Source organism: Streptomyces ambofaciens ATCC 23877 (assembly GCF_001267885.1).
Taxonomy (GTDB): domain Bacteria; phylum Actinomycetota; class Actinomycetes; order Streptomycetales; family Streptomycetaceae; genus Streptomyces; species Streptomyces ambofaciens.
This window is the reverse complement of the sequence record NZ_CP012382.1, coordinates 5,811,383-5,833,858: the sequence shown is the minus strand read 5'-3', so window position 1 is coordinate 5,833,858 and position 22,476 is coordinate 5,811,383. Positions and strand designations below refer to the sequence as shown.

Sequence of the window (22,476 nt, the reverse complement as noted above, 5' to 3'; positions counted from 1 at the left end):
GCCACCGAGCAACCCGCCCCACGGCCGGATCGGGCCGATTGTCAGTGCTCGGGTGCACGATGGATCCATGGTCAGCTCCGCACACCGAGCCCTGGACGGCTTCTCCCCCGCGACCCGCGGTTGGTTCACGGGTGCCTTCTCCGCGCCCACCGCCGCCCAGGCGGGCACCTGGAAGGCGATCTCGCGGGGCTCGGACGTGCTGGTGGTCGCCCCGACCGGCTCCGGCAAGACACTGGCCGCCTTCCTCGCCGCCCTGGACCAGCTGGCCTCGACGCCCCCGCCGGCCGACCCCAAGAAGCGCTGCCGCGTCCTGTACGTCTCGCCGCTCAAGGCGTTGGCCGTCGACGTCGAGCGCAATCTCCGCAGCCCGCTGACCGGCATCCGCCAGGAATCCGTCCGTCTGGGCCTGCCCGAGCCCGAGGTCAAGGTCGGCATCCGCTCGGGTGACACCCCGGCCGCCGAGCGCCGCGCCCTCTCCACCCGCCCGCCGGACATCCTGATCACCACTCCGGAGTCCCTGTTCCTCATGCTGACGTCGGCCACGCGCGAAGCGCTGACCGGCATCGAGACGGTGATCCTGGACGAGGTGCACGCCGTCGCGGGCACCAAGCGCGGCGCCCACCTCGCGCTCACCCTGGAGCGGCTGGACGAGTTGCTGCCGAAGCCCGCCCGGCGCATCGGCCTCTCGGCGACGGTCCGGCCGGTGGACGAGGTCGCACGCTTCCTCGCCCCGCGCGGCAAGGTGGAGATCGTCCAGCCGGCCTCGGGCAAGGAGTTCGACCTCTCCGTGGTGGTCCCGGTCGAGGACCTGGCCGAGCTGGGCGGCTCCCCGGTCGCCGACGGCAACGAGGGCGCGGAGCGCCCGTCGATCTGGCCGCACGTCGAGGAGCGGATCACCGACCTCGTCCAGTCGCACCGCTCGACCATCGTCTTCGCCAACTCCCGGCGCCTGGCCGAGCGCCTGTGCAACCGGCTCAACGAGATCGCGTACGAGCGTGCGACCGGCGAGTCCCTGGAAGAGCACCACTCCCCCGCCGAGCTCATGGGCGGCTCGGGAGCCGCGCAGGGCGCCCCCTCGGTGATCGCCCGCGCCCACCACGGATCGGTCTCCAAGGAGCAGCGCGCCCTGGTCGAGGAGGATCTGAAGGCGGGCCGTCTGCCGGCGGTCGTCGCCACCTCCAGTCTCGAGCTGGGCATCGACATGGGCGCCGTCGACCTCGTCGTCCAGGTCGAGTCACCGCCCTCGGTCGCCTCCGGTCTCCAGCGCGTCGGCCGCGCGGGCCACCAGGTCGGCGCCGTGTCCACGGGCGTCGTGTTCCCCAAGTACCGCGGCGACCTGGTGCAGGCCGCCGTGGTCACCGAGCGGATGCGCAGCGGTGCCATCGAGGCCCTCAGGGTCCCCGCCAACCCGCTGGACGTCCTGGCCCAGCAGATCGTGGCCATGACCGCGCTGGACTCCTGGCAGGTCGACGACCTGCTCGCCACCGTCCGCCGCGCCGCCCCGTTCGCCTCACTGCCGGAATCCGCCTTCACCGCCGTCCTGGACATGCTCGCGGGACGCTATCCGTCCGACGCCTTCGCCGAGCTGCGCCCGCGCGTGGTGTGGGACCGGGTCACCGGCACCGTCACCGGCCGCCCGGGCGCGCAGCGCCTCGCCGTCACCTCGGGCGGCACGATCCCCGACCGCGGCCTCTTCGGGGTCTTCCTCGCCGGCGCCGACCCGAAGAAGGGCGGCGGCCGGGTCGGCGAGCTCGACGAGGAGATGGTCTACGAGTCCCGCGTGGGCGACGTCTTCACCCTCGGCACCAGTTCCTGGCGCATCGAGGACATCACCCGCGACCGCGTCCTGGTCTCCCCCGCCCCGGGCGTGCCGGGACGGCTGCCGTTCTGGAAGGGCGACCAGTTGGGCCGCCCCCTGGAGCTGGGCAGGGCCCTGGGCGCGTTCCTGCGCGAGGTCGGCTCCCTCACCGAGGAGGACGCCCGGCTCCGCCTGGTCACCGCGGGCCTGGACGCCTGGGCCGCGGACAACGTCCTGGCGTATCTCGACGAACAGCGCGAAGCCTGCGGCCACATCCCCGACGACCGCACCATCGTCGTGGAGCGTTTCCGGGACGAGCTGGGCGACTGGCGGGTCGTGGTCCACTCCCCCTTCGGAGCCCAGGTGCACGCCCCCTGGGCCCTCGCGCTCGGCGCCAGGCTGACCGAGCGGTACGGCATGGACGCCCAGGTCATGCATGCCGACGACGGGATCGTGCTGCGTCTGCCGGACGCCGACCTGATGAGCCTGGACCTGCTCGACGGTGAACCGGCGAAGCCCGGCCTGGAGTACGACGCCGAGCAGGCGCCCGTCGGCGCGGGCGACGTGGTCTTCGACAAGGGCGAGGTCGACCGTGTCGTCACCGACCAGGTGGGAGGCTCGGCCCTGTTCGCGTCCCGCTTCCGCGAGTGCGCCGCCCGCGCGCTGCTGCTGCCGCGCCGCAGCCCCGGCAAGCGGACCCCGCTGTGGCAGCAGCGCCAGCGCGCCGCCCAGTTGCTGGAGGTCGCGAGCGAGTACGGCTCGTTCCCCATCGTCCTGGAGGCGGTCCGCGAGTGCCTCCAGGACGTCTTCGACGTCCCCGGCCTGGTCGAGCTGATGGGCGACCTGGAGTCCCGCAAGGTGCGCCTGGTCGAGGTCACCACGCCCGAGCCGTCCCCGTTCGCCCGCTCCCTGCTCTTCGGATACGTCGCCCAGTTCCTGTACGAGGGCGACTCGCCGCTCGCCGAGCGCCGTGCCGCCGCCCTCTCCCTGGACTCACGGCTGCTCGCCGAGCTGCTCGGTCAGGCGGAGCTGCGGGAGCTGCTCGACGCGGAGGTGCTCACCGAGCTGGAGCGCGAGCTGCAGTGGCTCACCGAGGACCGCCGCGCCAAGGACTCGGAGAGCGTCGCGGACCTGTTGCGCCTGCTCGGCCCGCTCACGGACGCCGAGCTCACCGAGCGGGGCGCAGAACCGCACTGGGCGCAGGAGCTGGCCGCCGCCCGCCGGGCGATCCGGGTGCGCATCGCCGGTGCCGACCACTGGGCGGCCATCGAGGACGCGGGCCGGCTGCGCGACGCGCTGGGCACCGCGCTGCCCGTCGGCGTGCCCGAGGCGTTCACCGAACCGGTGAAGGACCCGCTCGGCGACCTGCTCGCCCGATACGCCCGCACCCACGGCCCCTTCACGTCGGTCACCGCGGCGGCACGCTTCGGCCTGGGCGTCGCGGTGACCGAGGGCGCCCTGCAACGGCTCGCCGCGGCGGGGCGGGTCGTGCAGGGCGAGTTCCATCCGGCCGGGATCGGCCAGGAGTGGTGCGACGCGACGGTCCTGCGCAGGCTGCGGCGCCGCTCCCTGGCCGCGCTGCGACACGAGCTGGAGCCGGTGCCGCCGGCCGCGCTGGGCCAGTTCCTGCCCCAGTGGCAGCACATCGGCAAGGGGCACGCCTTGCGCGGGATCGACGGTCTCGTCCGGGCCGTCGAGCAGCTGCAGGGCGCCTCCGTGCCCGCCTCAGCCCTGGAGAAGCTGGTCCTGCCCTCCCGCGTGGCGAACTACAGCCCGGCGATGCTGGACGAGCTCACGGCCGCCGGCGAAGTGGTGTGGGCGGGAGCCGGTTCGCTCCCCGGGAAGGACGGCTGGGTGTCGCTCTACCTCGCGGACGCCGCTCCCCTGCTCCTGCCGCCCCCGCACCCCTTGGAGACGACCGCCCTCCACGAGTCCGTCCTGAGCAGTCTCTCGGGCGGGTACGGGCTGTTCTTCCGGCAGATCGCCGACCAAGTGCGCGCCACCACCCACCCGGAGGCCACCGATCCGCAGTTGGCCGACGCCCTCTGGGAGCTGGCCTGGTCCGGCCGGCTGACGAACGACACGCTCGCGCCCCTGCGCTCCCTGCTCGGCTCCGGCCGCACCGCCGGGTCCACCGCCCACCGGGCCAAGCGCGGCGTGCCTCGTGGGCGCTACGGCTCGCTGACGGCCGCCGCCCGCACCGCGTCCCGCACCGGCCCCCCGACCGTGGCGGGCCGCTGGTCGCTGCTCCCGGACCGTGAGGCCGACGCCACGGTACGCGCGCACGCCCTGGCCCGTGCCCTCCTCGACCGGCACGGCGTGGTGACCCGCGGTGCCGTCGCCGCGGAGGGCGTCGAGGGAGGCTTCTCCGCGGTGTACCGCATCCTGGCCGCCTTCGAGGAGAGCGGGCAGGCCAGGCGCGGTTACGTCGTGGAAGGGCTCGGCGCGGCGCAGTTCGCCATGGAGGGCGCCGTCGACCGGCTGCGCGCCGTCGCGAACGCCCGGGACCGCGGCGAGGCTTCACCCGAACGACCCGACTTCAGCGGCGGCCTCCCCGGCCCCACCGCCCGGGACGGATCCGACTGGTCCGGCGGTTCGAACGAGTCCTACGGGGCCGACGGATCACGCGGGGCTGACAGAGCTGACAGAGCTGACGGGACTGACGGGGCTGGGGCTGACGGGGCCGACTGGTCAGGCGACCCGGCCAGGGGCGACTTCCCCTTCGACGACTTCCCGTTCGGCGGTGACGCGGGCACCGGCGCCCCGGGCCGATCCGGCGACGCGTCCACGCCCCCGCGGCAGCGCCCCTCCACCCGGGATGACTACGTCTCCCCTCGCGACTACGCGGACCCGGGCGCCGGGGGACCGCGCGGAGGCGGGGCGCAGGGCGGCTACGGCGGACCGCGGGGCTCGTTCGCCACCGGCTTCCCCGGCCGCCGCGACCGCCTCTCCACCGGTCCACGGGCCGTCGTCCTGGCCGCCGCCGATCCGGCGAACGCGTACGGCGCGGCCCTGACCTGGCCCGAGCCCCCGGCCGGTGCCACGCACAAGCCGGGCCGCAAGGCCGGGTCGCTGGTGGTGCTCGTCGAGGGTGAGCCGGTGCTCTACATGGAGCGCGGCGGCAAGACACTGCTGCTCTGGCCCTCCGATCCGGACGCCTCCCCCGGTGACGACCTCCGCCTGCGGGCAGCCGCGGAGGCGCTCGGCACGGCCGCCCGCGCCGGGTCCCTCGGCACGGTCACGGTGGAACGCGTCAACGGCACGGCGGCCCTGACGTCCCCCTTCGGCCCCCTCCTGGAGGAAGCGGGCTTCATCGCCACCCCACGCGGACTGCGCATCAGGGCCTGAGCCTGTCACCCTTGATCCATGCCCGAAGGAGACACGGTCTGGCAGGCCGCGCGGCGGCTGCACGAGGCCCTCGCCGGCAAGATGCTGATCCGCAGCGACTTCCGCGTGCCCCGGTACGCCACGGCCGACCTCACCGGCCGTGCGGTCCTGGACGTCACCGCGCGCGGAAAGCACCTGCTCACCCGCGTCGAGGGGGGCCTGACGGTCCACTCGCACCTGCGGATGGACGGCTCGTGGAAGGTGTTCGCGGCAGGGCAGCGCTGGAGCGGCGGACCGGCACACCAGATCCGGGTGATCCTCGGCACCACCGACCGCACGGCCGTCGGCTACCGCCTCCCGGTGCTGGAACTCCTCCGCACCGCCGACGAGGAGCGCGCCGTCGGTCACCTCGGCCCCGACCTGCTGGGCCCGGACTGGAATCCGGAACAGGCCCTGGCCAACCTGCGCGCGGACCCGGCCCGTCCGCTCGGTGAGGCCCTGCTCGACCAGCGCAATCTCGCCGGCATCGGCAACGTCTACAAGTGCGAGCTCTGCTTCCTGCTCGGCGTCACGCCCTGGCTGCCCGTCGGGGACCTGCCCCCCGCACTCGCGGCGAAGGTGCCCGTACTCGCGAAGAAGCTCCTGGAGGCCAACCGCGACCGCCCCGTCCGCCGTACGACGGGCCTGCGCGGCCAGGATCTGTTCGTGTACAGCCGCGCCCCGCGCCCCTGCCTGCGCTGCGGCACATCGATCCGTCTGGCGGACCAGGGCGACGGGTCCCGCGAACGCCCCACGTACTGGTGCCCGACGTGCCAGGCCGGTCCCGCGCCGCGGCCAGGCGGCCTCGCCGGTTCCGGGCGGCGGCGCGGTGTGCGTTGACACGGGTCGGCGCGCCCGGCCGGTCGGCTCGGCCGACGGCACTCGGCAGGTGCGGACCGAGCCGACGCCGTTCGGCCGAGGAGGCGGCCGGGGGATTCAGCCCGTGAGCAGGCCGTCCATCTGGCCGACCGCCTCCCGCAGTCCTTCCTCCATGCCCATCTTCGCGAGCTGCTCCATCTGCTCCGCGGTGTCGAAGACCGAACGCATCTCCATGCGGGTGCCGCCGTCGCGCTCGGTGAGCGTCACCCGCGTGGAGGTGGTCGGCATGTCCGCGCTCGGCACGCCCTCGGCGTCGGCGAAGCCGTCGGTGAACTCCAGGGACGTCGGAGCGTCCACCGAGGTGATCCGCCACCAGCCCCGGTACTGGTCCCCCTCCGGACCGGTCATGAAGTAGGTGACCTCCCCGCCGGGCGTCAGGTCGTACTCCTCCACCGTGGCCGGATAGGTCGGCGGACCCCACCAGCGCTCCAGCTGCCGGGGGTCGGACCACAGCTGCCACACCCGGGCGACCGGCGCGGTGAAGTCGGCGACCAGGGTGAGGGTGAGACGGTCCGGATCCTTGTCCATGCTGGTGACAGTCATCAGTCCTGTCCTTCCGTGGGGTTGTGCACTTCGGGTCCCGGGCCCTCGTCGAGCAGACGGGACATCCGCTCCACGCGGCCACGCCAGGCGGACTCCAGTTCGTCGAGGGCCTGCCGCGCCCGTCGAACGGCATCCGGATCGGTGCGCACGAGTTGCTCGCGTCCGCGACGCCGCTTGACCACCAGACCGGCCCGCTCCAGCACCGCGACGTGCTTCTGCACCGCGGCGAAACTCATCGGGTAGGCCTCGGCCAGTCGCGACACCGAGAGGTCGTCCCGTACGCAGCGACGGACGATGTCGCGGCGCGTCGTGTCCGCCAGGGCATGGAACAGACGGTCCATGCCCTCTTCGGCTTCTTCAAGAACACCATCTACAACCATTTGGTTGTACGTTAGCTCGACTCGCTCCCGCTGTAAAGCGCTGCACAGACCCACCCCGCCTCAGGACTTGCCGAAGCCGGACCGGTCCCGCACCCCGTCCGACCCCGACGCCTTCGACCCGCCGGACACCTTGACCGCACGCAGGGCCCCGAGCCACCGCCCCTCACCGATGGCTCCCGCGGCCCGGCTCCGCGGCACACAGTGCACCGGCAGAACGCTCAGCCCCCACCCGCCGACGGCGACCGCTCCCTCGAGCACCCCCGCGCCGGGCTCCAGCGCCAAGCGCAGCACCGCCCACCACCACAGCGCACCGAGCACCAGCGCGGCCGCCCCGCGAGCGGCCCGCACCGGCGTCACAACCGCGTCATCCGTTCCCGGCCTGGAACATCCAGTGCTGTTTCTCCAGGTCGGCCGTGATCTGAATGAAGATGTCCTGGCTCACGGGATCCGGATCGCCGGTCGCGGCGATCCGCTCCCGCATCCGCGCGACGACCGCGCCCAGAGCGTCCACGATCGTCCGGACCGCGGTGGTGTCGTCGACCCACCCTTCGGGGGTCACGTCGATGCCACTGCCGACGGCCACGGTCGCGGCCCGCCCGTCCGGGGACACACCGAGCGCCGAGGCACGTTCCGCCACGGTGTCCGAGTGCGTGCGGGCGGTGTCGACGAGTTCGTCGAGCTGGAGGTGTACGGAGCGGAACCGCGGACCGACCACGTTCCAGTGGATCTGCTTCGCCACCAGCGCCAGGTCCACCAGGTCGACGAGGCCACCCTGCAGCGCATCGGAGACGGTCTTCAGGTTCGCGTCGGACAACGGGCTCTTCACGACGTACATGCACACCTCCGTCGGTCGGCCCCCCGGCCATGTCCCTCCACGATGACCGCACGACCAGGTACCGGCAAACCGGGCGAACCAGCACACGGGCCCTCCTCCGCCCTGGAGCACCGGAACTCCCCCGCCCGGAACGCCCCGGCCCTCACACGCGAGCCCTCCCCGCGGGCTCACCCACCCCTGCGCGGCTGCCCCGCAACGCAAAAACCCCGACCGCACCTCTCCGGTCTCCCGGAGAGACCCCGGCCGGGGCCTCACACGCACACGTTCTCGACGCTCAGGCGGCGACGACGTCCACCGCCTCCGCGGGCGCCTTGATGGTCACCCGCTCCGGTGGCACACCGGTCACCGACACGGAACCCAGCATCGGGCGCACCGGCGCGGGTACGGTCTCGCTGGACGTGGCGGCAGCGGACTGCGCCAGTTCGGCGAGGGCGAGTTCGTCGCTGACTTCCCGCATGAGCTCGGACATCCGTACGTCCAGCGCGTCGCAGATGGCGGAGAGCAGCTCGGACGACGCCTCCTTCTGCCCCCGCTCCACCTCGGAGAGATAGCCGAGTGAGACTCGGGCGGACGAGGAGACTTCGCGCAGAGTACGGCCCTGGCGTTGGCGCTGCCGACGCAGCACGTCACCCAACAGGCGACGGAGCAGAATCATCGGTGGCTCCCTCCTCGGACCGTGTAACCGCATCCTTCACGCCCCACCGTACCGCCTCGCGCCGCGGCCGTGCGGGGAGCGATGTCGTGTTCACTCAGGGCTGCAAACATCAAAACCCCCCGTTCCGTTCCGTATCCTGTGCCCGCTCATTCCCGGTCTGTTCGCCCGCAAGCTCCCTCAGAAGGAGTGCGAGTACGCTCCGTACACTCTCCATACGAATTTCCGCGCGGTCGCCGTTCAACCGCAGCGCCTCCACTTTTCCGCCAGAGGCGGAACCGTTTTCTCCTCCGAAAGGCCCGTCGACGGCCACGAAGACCGTTCCGACGGGCTGTCCGTCCTGCGGGTCCGGGCCGGCGACGCCGGTCGTCGCGATCCCCCAGTCGGCACCCAGCGCTTTGCGGACGCCCGCCGCCATCTGGGCTGCGACCTGCGGATCCACCGCTCCGCGCGCCGTGAGCAGCGTCGCGTCGACGCCGAGCAGATCCCGCTTCAGCTCCGTCGCGTAGGCGGTGACCGAACCTCGGAAGGCTCGCGACGCCCCGGCGACCGTCGTGATCTCGGCCGCCACCAGCCCCCCGGTGAGAGACTCGGCGACCGCGAGGGTCTCACCCCTCACCGTGAGTAGTCGCACCACGTCGGCAGCCGTGGAACTCAACCTTCCGTCTCCCTCAACGCCGCTCTGCGCTCAGCGATTCCCCGGCGGCGCAGCACAATGGCCTGCTTCACATAGTCCAGCCCGGTCACCACGGTCAGCACGACCGCCGCCGCCATCACCCAGAACCTCAGCGTCGCCAGGGGCCCCGTCAGGGCCAGGACGTACATGCCGACGGCCACGCCCTGGGTGAGGGTCTTGAGCTTGCCACCGCGGCTGGCGGGGATGACGCCGTACCGGATGACCACGAAACGCAGCACGGTGATCCCGAGTTCCCGGCCGAGGATGACGGCCGTCACCCACCACGGCAGGTCACCCAGCGCGGACAGGCAGACGAGCGCCGCCCCCATGATCGCCTTGTCGGCGATGGGGTCGGCGATCTTCCCGAAGTCGGTGACGAGGTTGTAGGTGCGCGCCAGATGGCCGTCGAAAAGGTCGGTGATCATGGCGACGGCGAAGGCGGCCCACGCGAACGAACGCCAGGCAGGGTCGTACCCGCCGTTGCCGAGCATCAGCGCGACGAAGGCCGGCACCAGGAGCAGCCGGAGCATCGTCAGCAGGTTGGCGACGTTCCAGACGCTCGCCTGGTTGACGGCCGCGGCCGCGATCTTGCCACCACGCCCGGCCGCACCGCCCTCGGTGGCGCCTCGTTCCACGGCCCCCCTGTCCACGGGGCTCCTGTCCGAGGCGCCCCTGTCCGAGGCACCCCGTTCCGTCGCTCCTCCCGGAGTCGTCCGCTCCACCGGTTCCTGAGCGGCTCCCGAGCCGCCGCGCGGGCCGGTCCGGCGCGCACCGGAGGAGCCGCCCGCCGCGGACGCCGGGACTCCGGTCATCTGCCGGCCTCCTCACTCCACTCGGGCGATCCCAGCAGCGGTTCGGCCACCAGGTCGACACCCTCCGTACCGACCACCTTCGCGTCGACCATACGACCGACACTCAGGCCTTCGCCGCTCGTGAGCAGCACCTGGCCGTCCGTCTCGGGCGCCTGGTGCTCCGCGCGACCGCGGACGCCGTCCCCGTCGTCGGTGGAGTCCATGGACTCGACGAGCACGCGCACGGTCGCGCCGACGCGCTCCTCGGCGCGCTGCGAGACGAGTTCCTCGGCCAGCCGGGAGACCCGCGCCAGCCGCTCGGCCACGACGTCCTCGTCCAGCTTGTCGCCGTAGGTCGCCGCCTCGGTGCCCTCCTCGTCGGAGTAGCCGAAGACGCCGATGGCGTCCAGCCGGGCATGGTTCAGGAACCGCTCCAGCTCGGCGAGGTCGGAGGCGGACTCGCCGGGGAAGCCCACGATGAAGTTGGAGCGCACGCCCGCCTCGGGGGCCTTGCTCCGGATGGTGTCCAGGAGCTCCAGGAAGCGGTCGGTGTCGCCGAAGCGGCGCATCGCGCGCAGCACGTTCGGCGCGGAGTGCTGGAAGGAGAGGTCGAAGTAGGGCACCACCTTCGGCGTCGAGGTCAGGACGTCGATGAGTCCCGGGCGCATCTCGGCCGGCTGGAGGTAGCTGACGCGCACCCGCTCGATGCCGTCGACGTCGGCGAGGTTCGGCAGCAGGGACTCCAGCAGGCGGATGTCGCCCAGGTCCTTGCCGTAGGAGGTGTTGTTCTCGGAGACCAGCATGATCTCCTTGACGCCCTGCTCGGCCAGCCACCGTGTCTCGTTCAGCACGTCGCTCGGGCGGCGCGAGATGAAGGAGCCGCGGAAGGACGGGATGGCGCAGAAGGAGCAGCGCCGGTCGCAGCCGGACGCCAGCTTCACCGAGGCGACCGGGGAGCCGTCCAGGCGGCGGCGCAGCGGCGCGCGGGGGCCGGAGGCGGGGGCGACTCCCTCGGGAAGGTCGGTGGGGCCGTGCCCCGGCAGTGCGACGGCGGCTCCGGCCTCCTGCCGCTCGGCGGGGCTGATGGGCAGCAGCTTGCGCCGGTCGCGGGGGGTGTGGGCGGCGTGGACGCCACCACTGAGGATGGTCTGCAGGCGGTCGGAGATGTCGGCGTAGTCGTCGAAGCCCAGGACGCCGTCGGCCTCGGGCAGGGCCTCGGCGAGCTCCTTGCCGTACCGCTCGGCCATGCAGCCCACCGCCACGACGGCCTGCGTTCTGCCGTGGCCCTTGAGGTCGTTGGCCTCCAGGAGGGCGTCGACGGAGTCCTTCTTGGCGGCCTCGACGAAGCCGCACGTGTTCACGACGGCGACGTCCGCTTCCTCGGCGTCCTCGACGAGCTTCCAGCCGTCCGCCTCCAGACGGCCTGCGAGCTCCTCCGAGTCCACCTCGTTACGGGCGCAGCCAAGGGTGACGAGTGCGACGGTACGGCTTTCAGGCATGGGCTCAAGACTACTTCGTCCCGCCGACAGCCCATGTCGACGGGGTTGGCCGATCTCGGGCGGCCCCGGTGACTCGCCCTCTCGGGCCCCGCTAGCCGACCTGCGGGTCGCCCTTGGTGTACGTCAGACGCTCCACGGAGCCGGGCTGGAAGTCGTCCTCGATCTTCTTGCCGTTGACGTAGAGCTGGATCGCGCCCGCGTCGCCGAGGACGAGGTTGATCTTCTCGTTGTCCTGGAAGGTCTCGGAGTCGCCCTCCTTGAGCAGTCCGTCGAAGACCTGCCGGCCGTTGTGGTCCTTGACGGAGATCCAGCTGCGGCCGTCGGTGGCGCTGACCTTGACGGTGACCTTGTCGCGGGGCGCGGCCGCGATCGCGCTCTCGGTCGGGTCCGGCTTCGGGTCGGCCGGCTTCTTCGGCTCGGCGCTCGCCGACGCGGAGGCGCCGGCCGACGACTCGGAGCCCTCGGCGACGCTCGCCTCGGAGCCCCCGCCGTCGTCACCCTTGACGAAGGTGAAGCCGACGAAACCGATCACCGCGACGATCGCGGCGACCATGGCGGCCGTCCAGTTGGGTCCGCGCCGCTCGGGACGGATGCGTTCCGCCTCGAACAGGGACGCGGCGGGTGTCGGCGCCGGGCGTCCGCCGTGGTCGGCGTCGAACCGCGCGAGCAGCTCGGCGGGGTCGAGCCCGACGGCCTTCGCCAGGGTCCTGATGTGGCCGCGCGCGTAGACGTCTCCGCCACAGGGCGCGAAGTCGTCCGCCTCGATGGCGTGCACGATGGAGATCCGGACACGGGTGGCGGAGCTGATGTCGTCGACGGTCAGTCCGGCGGCGATCCGCGCCTGCTGCAGGGCACGGCCGACGGAGGGGCGGGATTCCTCGGAAACGTCCTCGGGAACGTCGTGGGACACGTCTTCGATCGGACGCTCGTCTTCAGGGGAGTTGCCTTTGGACACGGGGGCGCCTTTCGAGCGTATGACCGCCTGCGCTGGACGTTCAGTCTAGGGGGGGTACAAACGGGTGGGGCAACCGGGCGATACGACTTTGTACGCCATCGGAATGGCCCGGCATCCCGATGGTGGACTTCCTGTTCGTCGCTTCCCTCAACTTGACGTGCGCCTTGGGGAAACGGTTGCTCAATGATCCCTAACGGGTGAGTCACGATCGGCCACCGGCCGCCGTGACCCTCCGTCGACGGAACCCCTCGCGTACCGTCTCCTACCCTTCAGACTCCCCCCGGATCACCGCGAGCACTCCGTCCAGCTCGTCAGGCTTCACCAGAACGTCACGAGCCTTCGAGCCTTCGCTCGGCCCGACGATGCTCCGCGACTCCATCAGGTCCATCAGGCGCCCGGCCTTGGCGAAACCGACGCGCAGCTTGCGCTGGAGCATGGAGGTCGAGCCGAACTGGGTGGAGACGACCAGCTCGGCCGCCTGGCACAGCAGGTCGAGGTCGTCGCCGATGTCCTCGTCGATCTCCTTCTTCTGCTTGGCCCCGACGGTGACGTCCTCCCGGAAGACGGGCGCCATCTGGTCCTTGCAGTGCTGGACGACGACCGCGACCTCCTCCTCGGTCACGAACGCGCCCTGCATACGGGTCGGCTTGTTCGCGCCCATCGGCAGGAAGAGGCCGTCGCCCTTGCCGATCAGCTTCTCGGCACCGGGCTGGTCGAGGATGACCCGCGAGTCCGCCAGGGAGGACGTGGCGAAGGCCAGCCGGGAGGGCACGTTGGCCTTGATCAGGCCGGTGACGACGTCCACGGAGGGCCGCTGGGTGGCGAGCACCAGGTGGATGCCCGCCGCGCGCGCGAGCTGCGTGATGCGCACGATGGCGTCCTCGACGTCCCGCGGCGCCACCATCATCAGGTCGGCCAGCTCGTCCACGATCACCAGCAGGTACGGATACGGCTGGAGTTCGCGTTCGCTGCCCTCGGGCGGCTTGACCTTGCCCTCGCGCACCGCGCGGTTGAAGTCGTCGATGTGCCGGTAGCCGTAGGCCGCGAGGTCGTCGTAGCGCAGGTCCATCTCGCGGACGACCCACTGCAGTGCCTCGGCGGCCCGCTTCGGGTTGGTGATGATCGGCGTGATCAGGTGCGGGATGCCCTCGTACGCGGTCAGCTCGACGCGCTTGGGGTCGACCAGGATCATCCGGACGTCCTCCGGAGTCGCCCGCATCATGATCGAGGTGATCAGGCAGTTGATGCAGGACGACTTTCCGGACCCGGTGGCGCCGGCCACCAGTATGTGCGGCATCTTCGCCAGCGAGTGCATGACGTAGCCGCCCTCGACGTCCTTGCCGAACGCGACCAGCATCGGGTCGTCGTCCTCCGCGGACTCCGCGAGGCGCAGCACGTCCCCGAGGTTGACCATCTCCCGGTCGGTGTTGGGGATCTCGATGCCGACGGCGGACTTGCCGGGGATCGGGCTGATGATCCGCACGTCGGGGCTGGCGACGGCATACGCGATGTTCTTGGTCAGCGCGGTGATCCGCTCGACCTTCACGGCGGGCCCCAGCTCGACCTCGTACCGGGTGACCGTCGGACCACGGGTGAAGCCGGTGACGGCGGCGTCGACCTTGAACTCGGTGAAGACGGTGGTCAGCGAGGCGACTATGGCGTCGTTGGCGGCGCTGCGCGCCTTGCCCGGGCCGCCGCGCGTGAGCAGGTCGAGGGACGGCAGCGAGTAGGTGATGTCGCCGGAGAGCTGGAGCTGCTCCGCGCGCGGCGGCAGGTCCCGCTCCTTGGGCGGCGGGGTCTTGGTGAGGTCGGGGACTCCGCCCGCCGGCTCCGCTACGGTTTGCGCGGGGGCGTCCTTCTTGAGCTTCCCGGGCTGCGGACGCGCGGCCGGGACCGGGGTCGGGGTCGGCGCCTCCCGCTCCCCGGTGCTCACCCCCTGGGTGAGGTCGGCGACCAGCGGCGAGGGCGGCATCCCGTGCATCACGGCGCCGTCGAGCGCGGCGGCCGCGGCCGCGGCGACGTCCACGGCGTCCATCTGCCGGTTCATCTCGGGCTGCGGCACCGCGGACCGCCGGGGTCTGCCGCGACGCCGGGTGAGCGCCTCCTGCTCGGCCGCGTCCGGATCGTACGGCTCGTCGGCGACCGGTCCGCCGCGCCTGCGGGGCCGCGCCGGCAGCGCCTCGCGCCACTGCTCCTCGTACCGCTCCTCGTCGTCGAAGAACTCGTCCGCCTCCACGTCGCGGACGAGGCCGAGCCGCACCCCGAGCTGCCGCAGCCGCTGCGGGATGGCGTTCACCGGCGTGGCCGTGACGACCAGCAACCCGAAGACCGTGAGCAGCACGAGCAGGGGCACGGCCAGGACGTCGGTCATCGTGTACGACAGCGGGGTCGCCGCACCCCAGCCGATGAGACCGCCGGCATCCCTTATGGCCTGCATGCCGTCGCCGCGCGCCGGTGAACCGCAGGCGACGTGCACCTGGCCGAGGACGCCGACGACGAGTGCGGAGAGACCGATCACGATCCGGCCGTTGGCCTCCGGTTTCTCCGGGTGCCGGATCAGCCGTACGGCGACGGAGCCGAGGAGGATCGGCACGAGCAGGTCCAGCCGGCCGAAGGCGCCGGTCACGAGGATCTCGATGAGGTCGCCGACCGGGCCCTTCAGATCGGCCCAGGTACCAGCGGCGACGATCAGCGCGATCCCGAGCAGCAGCAGCGCGACGCCGTCCTTGCGGTGCGCGGGGTCGAGGTTCTTCGCGCCCTGCCCCACCCCGCGGAAGACGGCGCCGACGGCGTGCGCGATGCCCAGCCAGAGGGCGCGTACGAGCCGGTAGACGCCTCCGGTGGGGCTGGGGGCCGGTCGGGGCGCGGGCTTCTTCGCCGCGGCCTTCCGGACGGGGGCCTTCCTGGGGGGCGCCTTTTTCGCGGCCGCCTTCCTCGCCGGACCCTTCGCGGGAGCGACCGCCTTCTTCGCGGGCTGCTTCTTGGCTGCGGAGGGACGTGAGGCCATAGGTGTGAGGTTACCGGGGGAGACGCCGGTCGACACGTGTGCCTACCGCTTCACCCGTTCGTGTCGCCCGCGCGGAAGGCCGGAACTGACGCTTCCGGTACCGACCCTGACGTGCGTTCACCGACGAACCCGACGTTCCGCCCGGGCCGACCCGGTGGTCAGCCCTCAGTTGACCGCGGCCTGGCCTCCGGACGAGCCCGGCTCCAGGGCGTCCAGTGCCCTGCGCAGTCCGGTGAGCTTGCGCTCCAGGTGGGCCGCCGTCGCCACGGCCGCCGCGTCCGTCGACTCGTCGCCCAGCTGCTTGGAGAGCGCCTCGGCCTGCTCCTCGACGGCCGCGAGCCGCGCCGACAGCTCGGCGAGCAGTCCCGCCGGCTCCTTGGCCGCCTCACCCGCCGCGTCCTTGCCGCCGCCTTCCAACTGGAGGCGCAGCAGGGCCGCCTGCTCGCGCAGCTGGCAGTTCTTCATGTAGAGCTCGACGAAGACGGAGACCTTCGCCCGCAGCACCCACGGGTCGAACGGCTTGGAGATGTAGTCCACCGCGCCCGCCGCGTACCCGCGGAAGGTGTGGTGCGGCCCGTGGTTGATCGCGGTGAGGAAGATGATCGGGATGTCCCGGGTCCGCTCCCGTCGCTTGATGTGGGCGGCGGTTTCGAAACCGTCCATGCCCGGCATCTGGACGTCCAGCAGAATGACCGCGAAGTCGTCCGTGAGCAGTGCTTTGAGCGCTTCCTCCCCGGACGATGCCCGCACCAGCGTCTGATCGAGCGCCGAGAGGATCGCCTCCAGCGCCAGCAGATTCTCCGGCCGGTCATCGACCAGGAGGATCTTGGCCTTCTGCACCATGGCCCGCCCTCCTCGCCCCGGCGTGGGGCCTCCCCTGTCCGCAGGACTTGGGGCAGCACCGGCGGGCGCCGCCCCAGGGGACGGCTCCCTTGCGCCGTCCGTCCTTGTGCCGGTCATCGTAGCCGCACCCCGCCCGTCGACACACCCTGTCACCGCGATGTCACTGTGCACATAGCAGAAACGCAGCGGGAGACCAGAAGGTTCCCCGAATCCCGCACCTCTACACGGCCTCGGGCACACTCAGTCAGCAACTCCGCGTGAAGACCCGAGGTCCCCGCCGTTCGCGTACACCCCACGTTCGCACACCGCCCGGGCACCCTGCGCGGGTGGTGCCCGGACGTACCGCGGACACGGTGCCCGAACGGGCCGTGCGGTGCCCGTCCGGACCCGGACCTCACTCCTCCCGCATCCACTCCTGCATCACCGTCAGCAGGTGATCGGGGTCGACCGGCTTCGTCACGTAGTCGGACGCCCCCGACTCGATGGCCTTCTCCCGGTCCCCCTTCATCGCCTTGGCGGTCAGGGCGATGATCGGCAGGCCCGCGAACTGGGGCATCCGGCGGATCGCCGTGGTCGTCGCGTATCCGTCCATCTCCGGCATCATGATGTCCATCAGGACGACCGCGACGTCCTCGTGCTGCTCCAGCACCTCGATGCCCTCGCGGCCGTTCTCGGCGTACAGCACGGACAGTCCGTGCTGCTCCAGGACGCTGGTGAGGGCGAAGACGTTGCGGATGTCGTCGTCGACGATCAGCACCTTCTGCCCGCCGAACCGGATGCCGCGACGCGAGGGCGACACCGCCTCCTGACCGGCGGCCGGCTGCCGCTCCTGCTGCGCCGAGGAGCGCTCCTCGGCCTCCGGGGCGTTCCGGCGCCGGCGCCGGAACAGCGCCGCGGCCCCGTTCTGCGATGCCTGGTACGACGTCACCTCGGCCGACGGCTCGGTCTGCGCCTCCGACGCCTCCGCCGTGGCACCCGGCGAGGCGGCCGGCTCACCGGGGGCCAGCGGCGGCAGGGCCTGCTGGTAGCCGTGGGCGGGCAGCTCACTGGGGTGCAGCGGCAGGTAGAGCGTGAACGTCGACCCGCGGCCCGGTTCGCTCTGCGCGTGGATCTCGCCGCCCAGCAGCTGCGCGATCTCCCGCGAGATGGAGAGCCCGAGGCCCGTGCCGCCGTACTTGCGGCTGGTCGTGCCGTCGGCCTGCTTGAACGCCTCGAAGATGACCCGCATCTTGCTGGCCGCGATACCGATGCCGGTGTCGCTCACCGAGAACGCGATCAGCTCGGCGTCCGGGTCCGTCATCGAACCGGCCTCCAGCAGCTGCTCCCGGATGGCGTGCGGAACGTCGTCCCGGGCCGGCCGGATGACCAGCTCGACCGCTCCCGAGTCGGTGAACTTCACCGCGTTGGAGAGCAGGTTGCGCAGCACCTGGAGCAGCCGCTGCTCGTCGGTGTGCAGCGTCGCGGGCAGCTCCGGCGACACCCGCACCGACAGGTCCAGGCCCTTCTCCGCGGTCAGCGGCCGGAAGGTGGCCTCCACGTAGTCGACGAGCTGGACGAGCGCGATGCGCGTCGGGGAGACGTCCATCTTGCCCGCCTCGACCTTCGACAGGTCCAGGATGTCGTTGATGAGCTGGAGCAGGTCGGAACCGGCCCCGTGGATCGTCTCGGCGAACTCGACCTGCTTCGGGGACAGGTTCGCGTCGGCGTTGTCGGCGAGCAGCTTGGCGAGGATCAGCAGCGAGTTGAGCGGCGTACGCAGCTCGTGCGACATGTTGGCCAGGAACTCGCTCTTGTAGCGCATGGAGACCGCGAGCTGCTCGGCGCGCTCCTCCAGGACCTGCCGTGCCTCCTCGATCTCGGTGTTCTTCACCTCGATGTCGCGGTTCTGCTGCGCCAGCAGCTCCGCCTTCTCCTCCAGCTCGGCGTTGGACGACTGGAGCGCCTTCTGCCGCTGCTCCAACTCCTCGGAGCGGTCGCGCAGTTGCTCGGTCAGCTCCTGCGACTGCTTCAGCAGCACCTCCGTCTTGGTGTTGACGGAGATCGTGTTGACGCTGGTCGCGATCATCTCGGCGATCTGGTTCAGGAAGTCCTTCTGGATCTGCGTGAACGGGGTGAAGGACGCCAGCTCGATCACGCCGAGCACCTGCCCCTCGAACAGCACCGGCAGGACGATCACCTGGGCGGGCGGCGCCTCCCCGAGCCCGGAGGAGATCTTCAGGTAGCCGGTCGGCGCGTTCTCCACGAGGATCGTGCGCTTCTCCTGGGCGGCGGTGCCCACCAGCGCCTCCCCCGGCCGGAACGAGGTGGGCATGGAGCCCATCGAGTAGCCGTACGACCCGAGCATGCGCAGCTCGTACTGGTCGTGCTCGGCGCCCGCCTGCTCCTGCCCGTCGACCAGCGGCATGGCGAGGAAGAACGCGCCGTGCTGCGCGGAGACCACCGGGGTCAGCTCGCTCATGATCAGCGAGGCCACGTCCTGGAGGTCGCGGCGCCCCTGCATCAGCGCGGAGATGCGGGCGAGGTTGCCCTTGAGCCAGTCCTGCTCCTTGTTGGCGATCGTGGTGTCGCGCAGGTTGGCGATCATCTTGTTGATGTAGTCCTGCAGCTCCGAGATCTCGCCGGAGGCGTCCACGTCGATCTTCAGGTTCAGGTCGCCGCGCGTCACCGCGGTCGCCACGCGCGCGATGGCACGCACCTGCCGGGTCAGGTTCCCGGCCATCTCGTTCACCGACTCGGTCAGGTCCCGCCAGGTGCCGTCGACGTCCCGCACCCGTGCCTGGCCGCCGAGCTGCCCCTCGGTGCCCACCTCGCGGGCCACGCGGGTGACCTCCTCGGCGAAGGACGAGAGCTGGTCGACCATCGTGTTGATGGTCGTCTTCAGCTCCAGGATCTCCCCGCGCGCGTCGATGTCGATCTTCTTGGTCAGGTCGCCCTTGGCGATCGCCGTCGTCACCATGGCGATGTTGCGCACCTGGCCGGTCAGGTTGGACGCCATCTGGTTCACCGACTCGGTGAGGTCCTTCCAGGTGCCGGCCACTCCCGGCACCTGCGCCTGGCCGCCGAGGATGCCGTCGGTGCCCACCTCGCGGGCCACCTTGGTCACCTGGTCGGCGAAGGACCGCAGCGTCCGCACCATGGTGTTGAAGGTGTCGGCGAGCTGCGCGACCTCGCCGCGGGCCTCGATCGTCACCGTCCGCGTCAGGTCGCCGTTGGCGACGGCCGCGGCCACCTGGGAGATGTTCCGCACCTGGACGGTGAGGTTCTTGGCCATCAGGTTGACGTTGTCGTTGAGGTCCTTCCAGATGCCCACGACACCGGGCACGCTCGCCTGGCCGCCGAGAATGCCCTCGGTGCCCACCTCCCTGGCCACGCGCGTGACCTGCTCGGCGAAGGACGACAACTGGTCCACCATCGTGTTGACGGTGGTGACGAGCTCGAGGATCTCGCCCTTCGCGTCGACGGTGATCTTCTTCGACAGGTCGCCCTTGGCGACGGCCGTCGTCACCTCGGCGATGTTGCGGACCTGCATCGTCAGGTTGTTGGCCATGCCGTTCACGGACTGCGTGAGGTCCTTCCAGGTACCGGAGACGCCCTGCACCTCCGCCTGGCCGCCGAGGATGCCCTCGGTACCCACCTCCCGCGCGACGCGCGTGACCTCCTGGGCGAACGACGACAGCTGGTCCACCATCGTGTTCAGGGTGTTCTTCAGCTCCAGGATCTCCCCGCGCGCGTCCACGGTGATCTTCTGGGACAGGTCACCGCGGGCCACCGCCGTCGCCACCTGCGCGATGTTGCGCACCTGCGCGGTCAGGTTCCCGGCCATGCCGTTCACCGAGTCGGTCAGGTCGCGCCACACACCGGCGACCCCGGGCACCTGGGCCTGACCGCCGAGGCGGCCCTCGGTGCCCACCTCCCGGGCGACCCGGGTGACCTGCTCGGCGAAGGCGGAGAGCTGGTCCACCATCGTGTTGATGGTGTTCTTCAGCTCCAGGATCTCCCCGCGCGCGTCGACGTCGATCTTCTGCGACAGGTCGCCCCGCGCCACCGCCGTCGTCACCTGGGCGATCTGCCTCACCTGGGAGGTGAGGTTGCCCGCCATGAAATTGACGGAGTCCGTCAGCTCCTTCCACGTGCCCGACACGCCGTCCACCCGGGCCTGACCGCCGAGGCGGCCCTCGGTGCCCACGTCCCGTGCCATCCGGGTCACCTGGTCGGCGAAGCTCGACAGCTGGTCCACCATCGTGTTCACGGTGTTCTTCAGCTGGAGCATCTCGCCGGAGACGTCCACCGTGACCTTCTGCGACAGGTCGCCGTTGGCCACCGCCGTCGTCACCTGGGCGATGTTCCGCACCTGCCCGGTGAGGTTGCGGAACGCGGTGTTGACGGAGTCCGTGAGGTCCTTCCACGTGCCGGCCGCCCCCGGCACCTGCGCCTGGCCGCCCAGCTCACCCTCGACGCCGACCTCCCGGGCCACCCGCGTGACCTCGGCACCGAAGCTGGAGAGCTGGTCCACCATCGTGTTGACGGTGTTCTTCAGTTCCAGCATCTCGCCGGCCACGTCCACGGTGACCTTCTGCGACAGGTCACCGCTGGCCACGGCCGTCGTCACCGCGGCGATGTCCCGCACCTGAGTGGTCAGGTTCCGGAAGACCGTGTTGACGGAGTCCGTCAGGTCCTTCCAGATCCCGGCCGCCCCCGGCACGTTCGCCTGTCCGCCCAGCTGCCCCTCGGCACCGACCTCGCTGGCCACCCGCGTGACCTCGTCCGCGAAGATCCGCAGCGTCTCGGTCATCTGGTTGATCGTCTCGGCGAGCTGCGCGACCTCGCCCCGGGCGGGCACGGTCACCTTCCGCGACAGGTCACCGTTGGCGACCGCCGTCGTCACCTCGGAGATCCCGCGCACCTGGGCCGTCAGGTTCCCGGCCATGGTGTTGACGGAGTCGGTCAGCTCCTTCCACACCCCGGCCACGCCCGGCACCTGGGCCTGCCCGCCCAGGGCGCCCTCGGTGCCCACCTCGCGGGCCACGCGCGTCACCTCGGAGGAGAACGCGGAGAGCTGGTCCACCATCGTGTTGACGGTGTTCTTCAGCTCCAGCATCTCGCCGGCCACGTGAACCGTGACCTTCCGGGACAGATCACCCTTGGCGACCGCCGTCGTCACCAGCGCGATGTCCCGCACCTGCGCGGTGAGCCGGTGCGCCATCGTGTTGACGGAGTCCGTGAGGTCCTTCCACGAGCCGGACATACCGCGCACCCGGGCCTGACCGCCGAGCTTGCCCTCGGTGCCGACCTCGCTGGCCACGCGCGTGACCTCGTCCGTGAACGTCGACAACTGGTCGACCAGGTTGTTCACGGTCCGCCCGACCTTGAGGAACTCCCCGCGCAGCGGCTGGCCGGCGCCCTCCGGCGACTGGGTCCGCAGCTCCATGCGCGGCGACAGGTCACCGTCCGCCACGGCCGACAGCACCCGGCTGACCTCGGAGACGGGCCGTACGAGGTCGTCCACGAGCGCGTTCGAGTTGTCGATCGCGGCCGCCCAGGACCCCCCGCAGGCGCCCGTCTCCAGCCGCTCCGTGAGCTTTCCCTCGCGCCCCACCATGCGCCGCACCCGCGCCAGCTCACCCGTGAGGTGGAGATTGCGGTCGGCCACCTCGTTGAAGACCGCCGCGATCTCCGACATCACGCCGTCGCCGGAGACCGTGAGCCGTTTGCGGAAGTTGCCCTCCCGCATCGACACGAGGGCCGCCAGCAGGCGATTCAGCGCGGCCGTGTCCACCGTCGTACTGCCACCCCGCGTTTTGCCCTGGTTACTCAGGGACTGTCCGCCCTTCGCGCGCGCTTTTGTGCCCCGCGTCGCTGCGCCAGACTCCACTGTGTCCCTCCCGCAGGGGTCGACCATTACCGCTGTGCCCGGCTGCCACCGCTCGGCGGACCGGTTGCTGCCGCGTACTTCTGTGCTGCCGCGCGATCCGGACCGGTTCACCGGACCGCCCCCAGGGCTGCTGCCCGCCGCACTCGCTGCGCATTCAACCTGCCCGGATCGTCATGGGAAGCCTGCCCAGTGTTTCACCTCGGCCGAACCAGGCCATAACAGTTCGGCAGCTTCGCACATCGTCCGCACACCCTCTGGGCGGAAACACTGCAGACCGGCATCCGCACGGACGGCGAAGGTAAGTAACCTTGCATGCGGCTGTCCAGCCATACCGGTCCGTCCGGCCTGGGCGGTGGCACGGACACGAGCGGGCATCGGAG

At 71.3% G+C, this 22,476-nt stretch carries 14 protein-coding genes; 2 read left to right on the top strand and 12 right to left on the bottom strand.

Annotated elements, in window-relative coordinates:
• The first annotated feature begins 67 nt into the window (after positions 1-67).
• On the top strand, positions 68-5,146 hold the full coding sequence (locus tag SAM23877_RS25980; RefSeq protein WP_053138020.1) for an ATP-dependent helicase: 5,079 nt from the start codon (positions 68-70) through the stop codon (positions 5,144-5,146).
• Between the two features lie 18 nt (positions 5,147-5,164).
• Complete coding sequence (locus tag SAM23877_RS25975) at positions 5,165-6,004, top strand: Fpg/Nei family DNA glycosylase (protein ID WP_053138017.1); 840 nt, start codon at positions 5,165-5,167, stop codon at positions 6,002-6,004.
• A 96-nt stretch (positions 6,005-6,100) separates the two neighbouring features.
• Here the strand turns inward: SAM23877_RS25975 and SAM23877_RS25970 are convergent, their stop codons facing one another.
• The 12 genes from SAM23877_RS25970 to SAM23877_RS25915 all read right to left on the bottom strand — a co-directional run bounded on the left by SAM23877_RS25970 (position 6,101) and on the right by SAM23877_RS25915 (position 22,096).
• Entirely contained in the window at positions 6,101-6,586 is a 486-nt protein-coding gene (locus SAM23877_RS25970; protein ID WP_053138013.1) for an SRPBCC family protein, read from the bottom strand.
• Positions 6,586-6,966: an ArsR/SmtB family transcription factor gene (locus tag SAM23877_RS25965; RefSeq protein WP_053138010.1), complete on the bottom strand. Its 381-nt coding sequence runs from the start codon at positions 6,964-6,966 to the stop codon at positions 6,586-6,588. Before SAM23877_RS25965 ends, SAM23877_RS25970 begins: the two co-directional genes overlap by 1 nt.
• A 60-nt stretch (positions 6,967-7,026) precedes the next feature.
• Entirely contained in the window at positions 7,027-7,323 is a 297-nt protein-coding gene (locus SAM23877_RS25960; RefSeq protein WP_053138006.1) for a hypothetical protein, read from the bottom strand.
• A gap of 7 nt (positions 7,324-7,330) precedes the next feature.
• Complete coding sequence (locus SAM23877_RS25955) at positions 7,331-7,801, bottom strand: Dps family protein (RefSeq protein WP_053138002.1); 471 nt, start codon at positions 7,799-7,801, stop codon at positions 7,331-7,333.
• A gap of 274 nt (positions 7,802-8,075) precedes the next feature.
• Positions 8,076-8,456 carry a helix-turn-helix domain-containing protein gene (locus SAM23877_RS25950; protein ID WP_053137999.1) on the bottom strand — a complete coding sequence of 127 codons (381 nt, stop codon included), beginning with the start codon at positions 8,454-8,456 and terminating at the stop codon, positions 8,076-8,078.
• Between the two features lie 109 nt (positions 8,457-8,565).
• Positions 8,566-9,111 carry a CinA family protein gene (locus SAM23877_RS25945; protein WP_053137996.1) on the bottom strand — a complete coding sequence of 182 codons (546 nt, stop codon included), beginning with the start codon at positions 9,109-9,111 and terminating at the stop codon, positions 8,566-8,568.
• Positions 9,108-9,941 (bottom strand): CDP-diacylglycerol--glycerol-3-phosphate 3-phosphatidyltransferase, encoded by an 834-nt coding sequence (gene pgsA / locus SAM23877_RS25940; RefSeq protein ID WP_053137993.1) that lies wholly within the window; start codon positions 9,939-9,941, stop codon positions 9,108-9,110. Before pgsA ends, SAM23877_RS25945 begins: the two co-directional genes overlap by 4 nt.
• Entirely contained in the window at positions 9,938-11,419 is a 1,482-nt protein-coding gene (rimO, locus tag SAM23877_RS25935) for a 30S ribosomal protein S12 methylthiotransferase RimO (RefSeq protein ID WP_053137991.1), read from the bottom strand. The genes pgsA and rimO overlap by 4 nt, the downstream gene beginning before the upstream one ends.
• 91 nt (positions 11,420-11,510) lie before the next feature.
• Complete coding sequence (locus SAM23877_RS25930; RefSeq protein WP_053137987.1) at positions 11,511-12,374, bottom strand: helix-turn-helix domain-containing protein; 864 nt, start codon at positions 12,372-12,374, stop codon at positions 11,511-11,513.
• Between the two features lie 262 nt (positions 12,375-12,636).
• Entirely contained in the window at positions 12,637-15,381 is a 2,745-nt protein-coding gene (locus tag SAM23877_RS25925) for a DNA translocase FtsK (protein WP_174532257.1), read from the bottom strand.
• A gap of 165 nt (positions 15,382-15,546) precedes the next feature.
• Entirely contained in the window at positions 15,547-16,224 is a 678-nt protein-coding gene (locus SAM23877_RS25920) for a response regulator (RefSeq protein WP_053137982.1), read from the bottom strand.
• Positions 16,225-16,618: 394 nt separating this feature from the next.
• The gene (locus tag SAM23877_RS25915; RefSeq protein ID WP_079030431.1) at positions 16,619-22,096 is read right to left on the bottom strand and encodes a HAMP domain-containing protein; all 5,478 of its coding nucleotides are present in this window, start codon (positions 22,094-22,096) and stop codon (positions 16,619-16,621) included.
• Positions 22,097-22,476 lie beyond the last annotated feature (380 nt).

What these genes read in the sequence shown, in the direction of transcription:
- SAM23877_RS25980 (WP_053138020.1), top strand. Translation starts at nt 68, where the DNA reads ATGGTCAGCTCCGCACACCGAGCCCTGGACGGCTTCTCCCCCGCGACC.
- SAM23877_RS25975 (WP_053138017.1), top strand. Translation starts at nt 5,165, where the DNA reads ATGCCCGAAGGAGACACGGTCTGGCAGGCCGCGCGGCGGCTGCACGAG.
- SAM23877_RS25970 (WP_053138013.1), bottom strand. Translation starts at nt 6,586, where the DNA reads ATGACTGTCACCAGCATGGACAAGGATCCGGACCGTCTCACCCTCACC.
- SAM23877_RS25965 (WP_053138010.1), bottom strand. Translation starts at nt 6,966, where the DNA reads ATGGTTGTAGATGGTGTTCTTGAAGAAGCCGAAGAGGGCATGGACCGT.
- SAM23877_RS25955 (WP_053138002.1), bottom strand. Translation starts at nt 7,801, where the DNA reads ATGTACGTCGTGAAGAGCCCGTTGTCCGACGCGAACCTGAAGACCGTC.
- SAM23877_RS25950 (WP_053137999.1), bottom strand. Translation starts at nt 8,456, where the DNA reads ATGATTCTGCTCCGTCGCCTGTTGGGTGACGTGCTGCGTCGGCAGCGC.
- pgsA (WP_053137993.1), bottom strand. Translation starts at nt 9,941, where the DNA reads ATGACCGGAGTCCCGGCGTCCGCGGCGGGCGGCTCCTCCGGTGCGCGC.
- rimO (WP_053137991.1), bottom strand. Translation starts at nt 11,419, where the DNA reads ATGCCTGAAAGCCGTACCGTCGCACTCGTCACCCTTGGCTGCGCCCGT.
- SAM23877_RS25925 (WP_174532257.1), bottom strand. Translation starts at nt 15,381, where the DNA reads ATGGCCTCACGTCCCTCCGCAGCCAAGAAGCAGCCCGCGAAGAAGGCG.
- SAM23877_RS25920 (WP_053137982.1), bottom strand. Translation starts at nt 16,224, where the DNA reads ATGGTGCAGAAGGCCAAGATCCTCCTGGTCGATGACCGGCCGGAGAAT.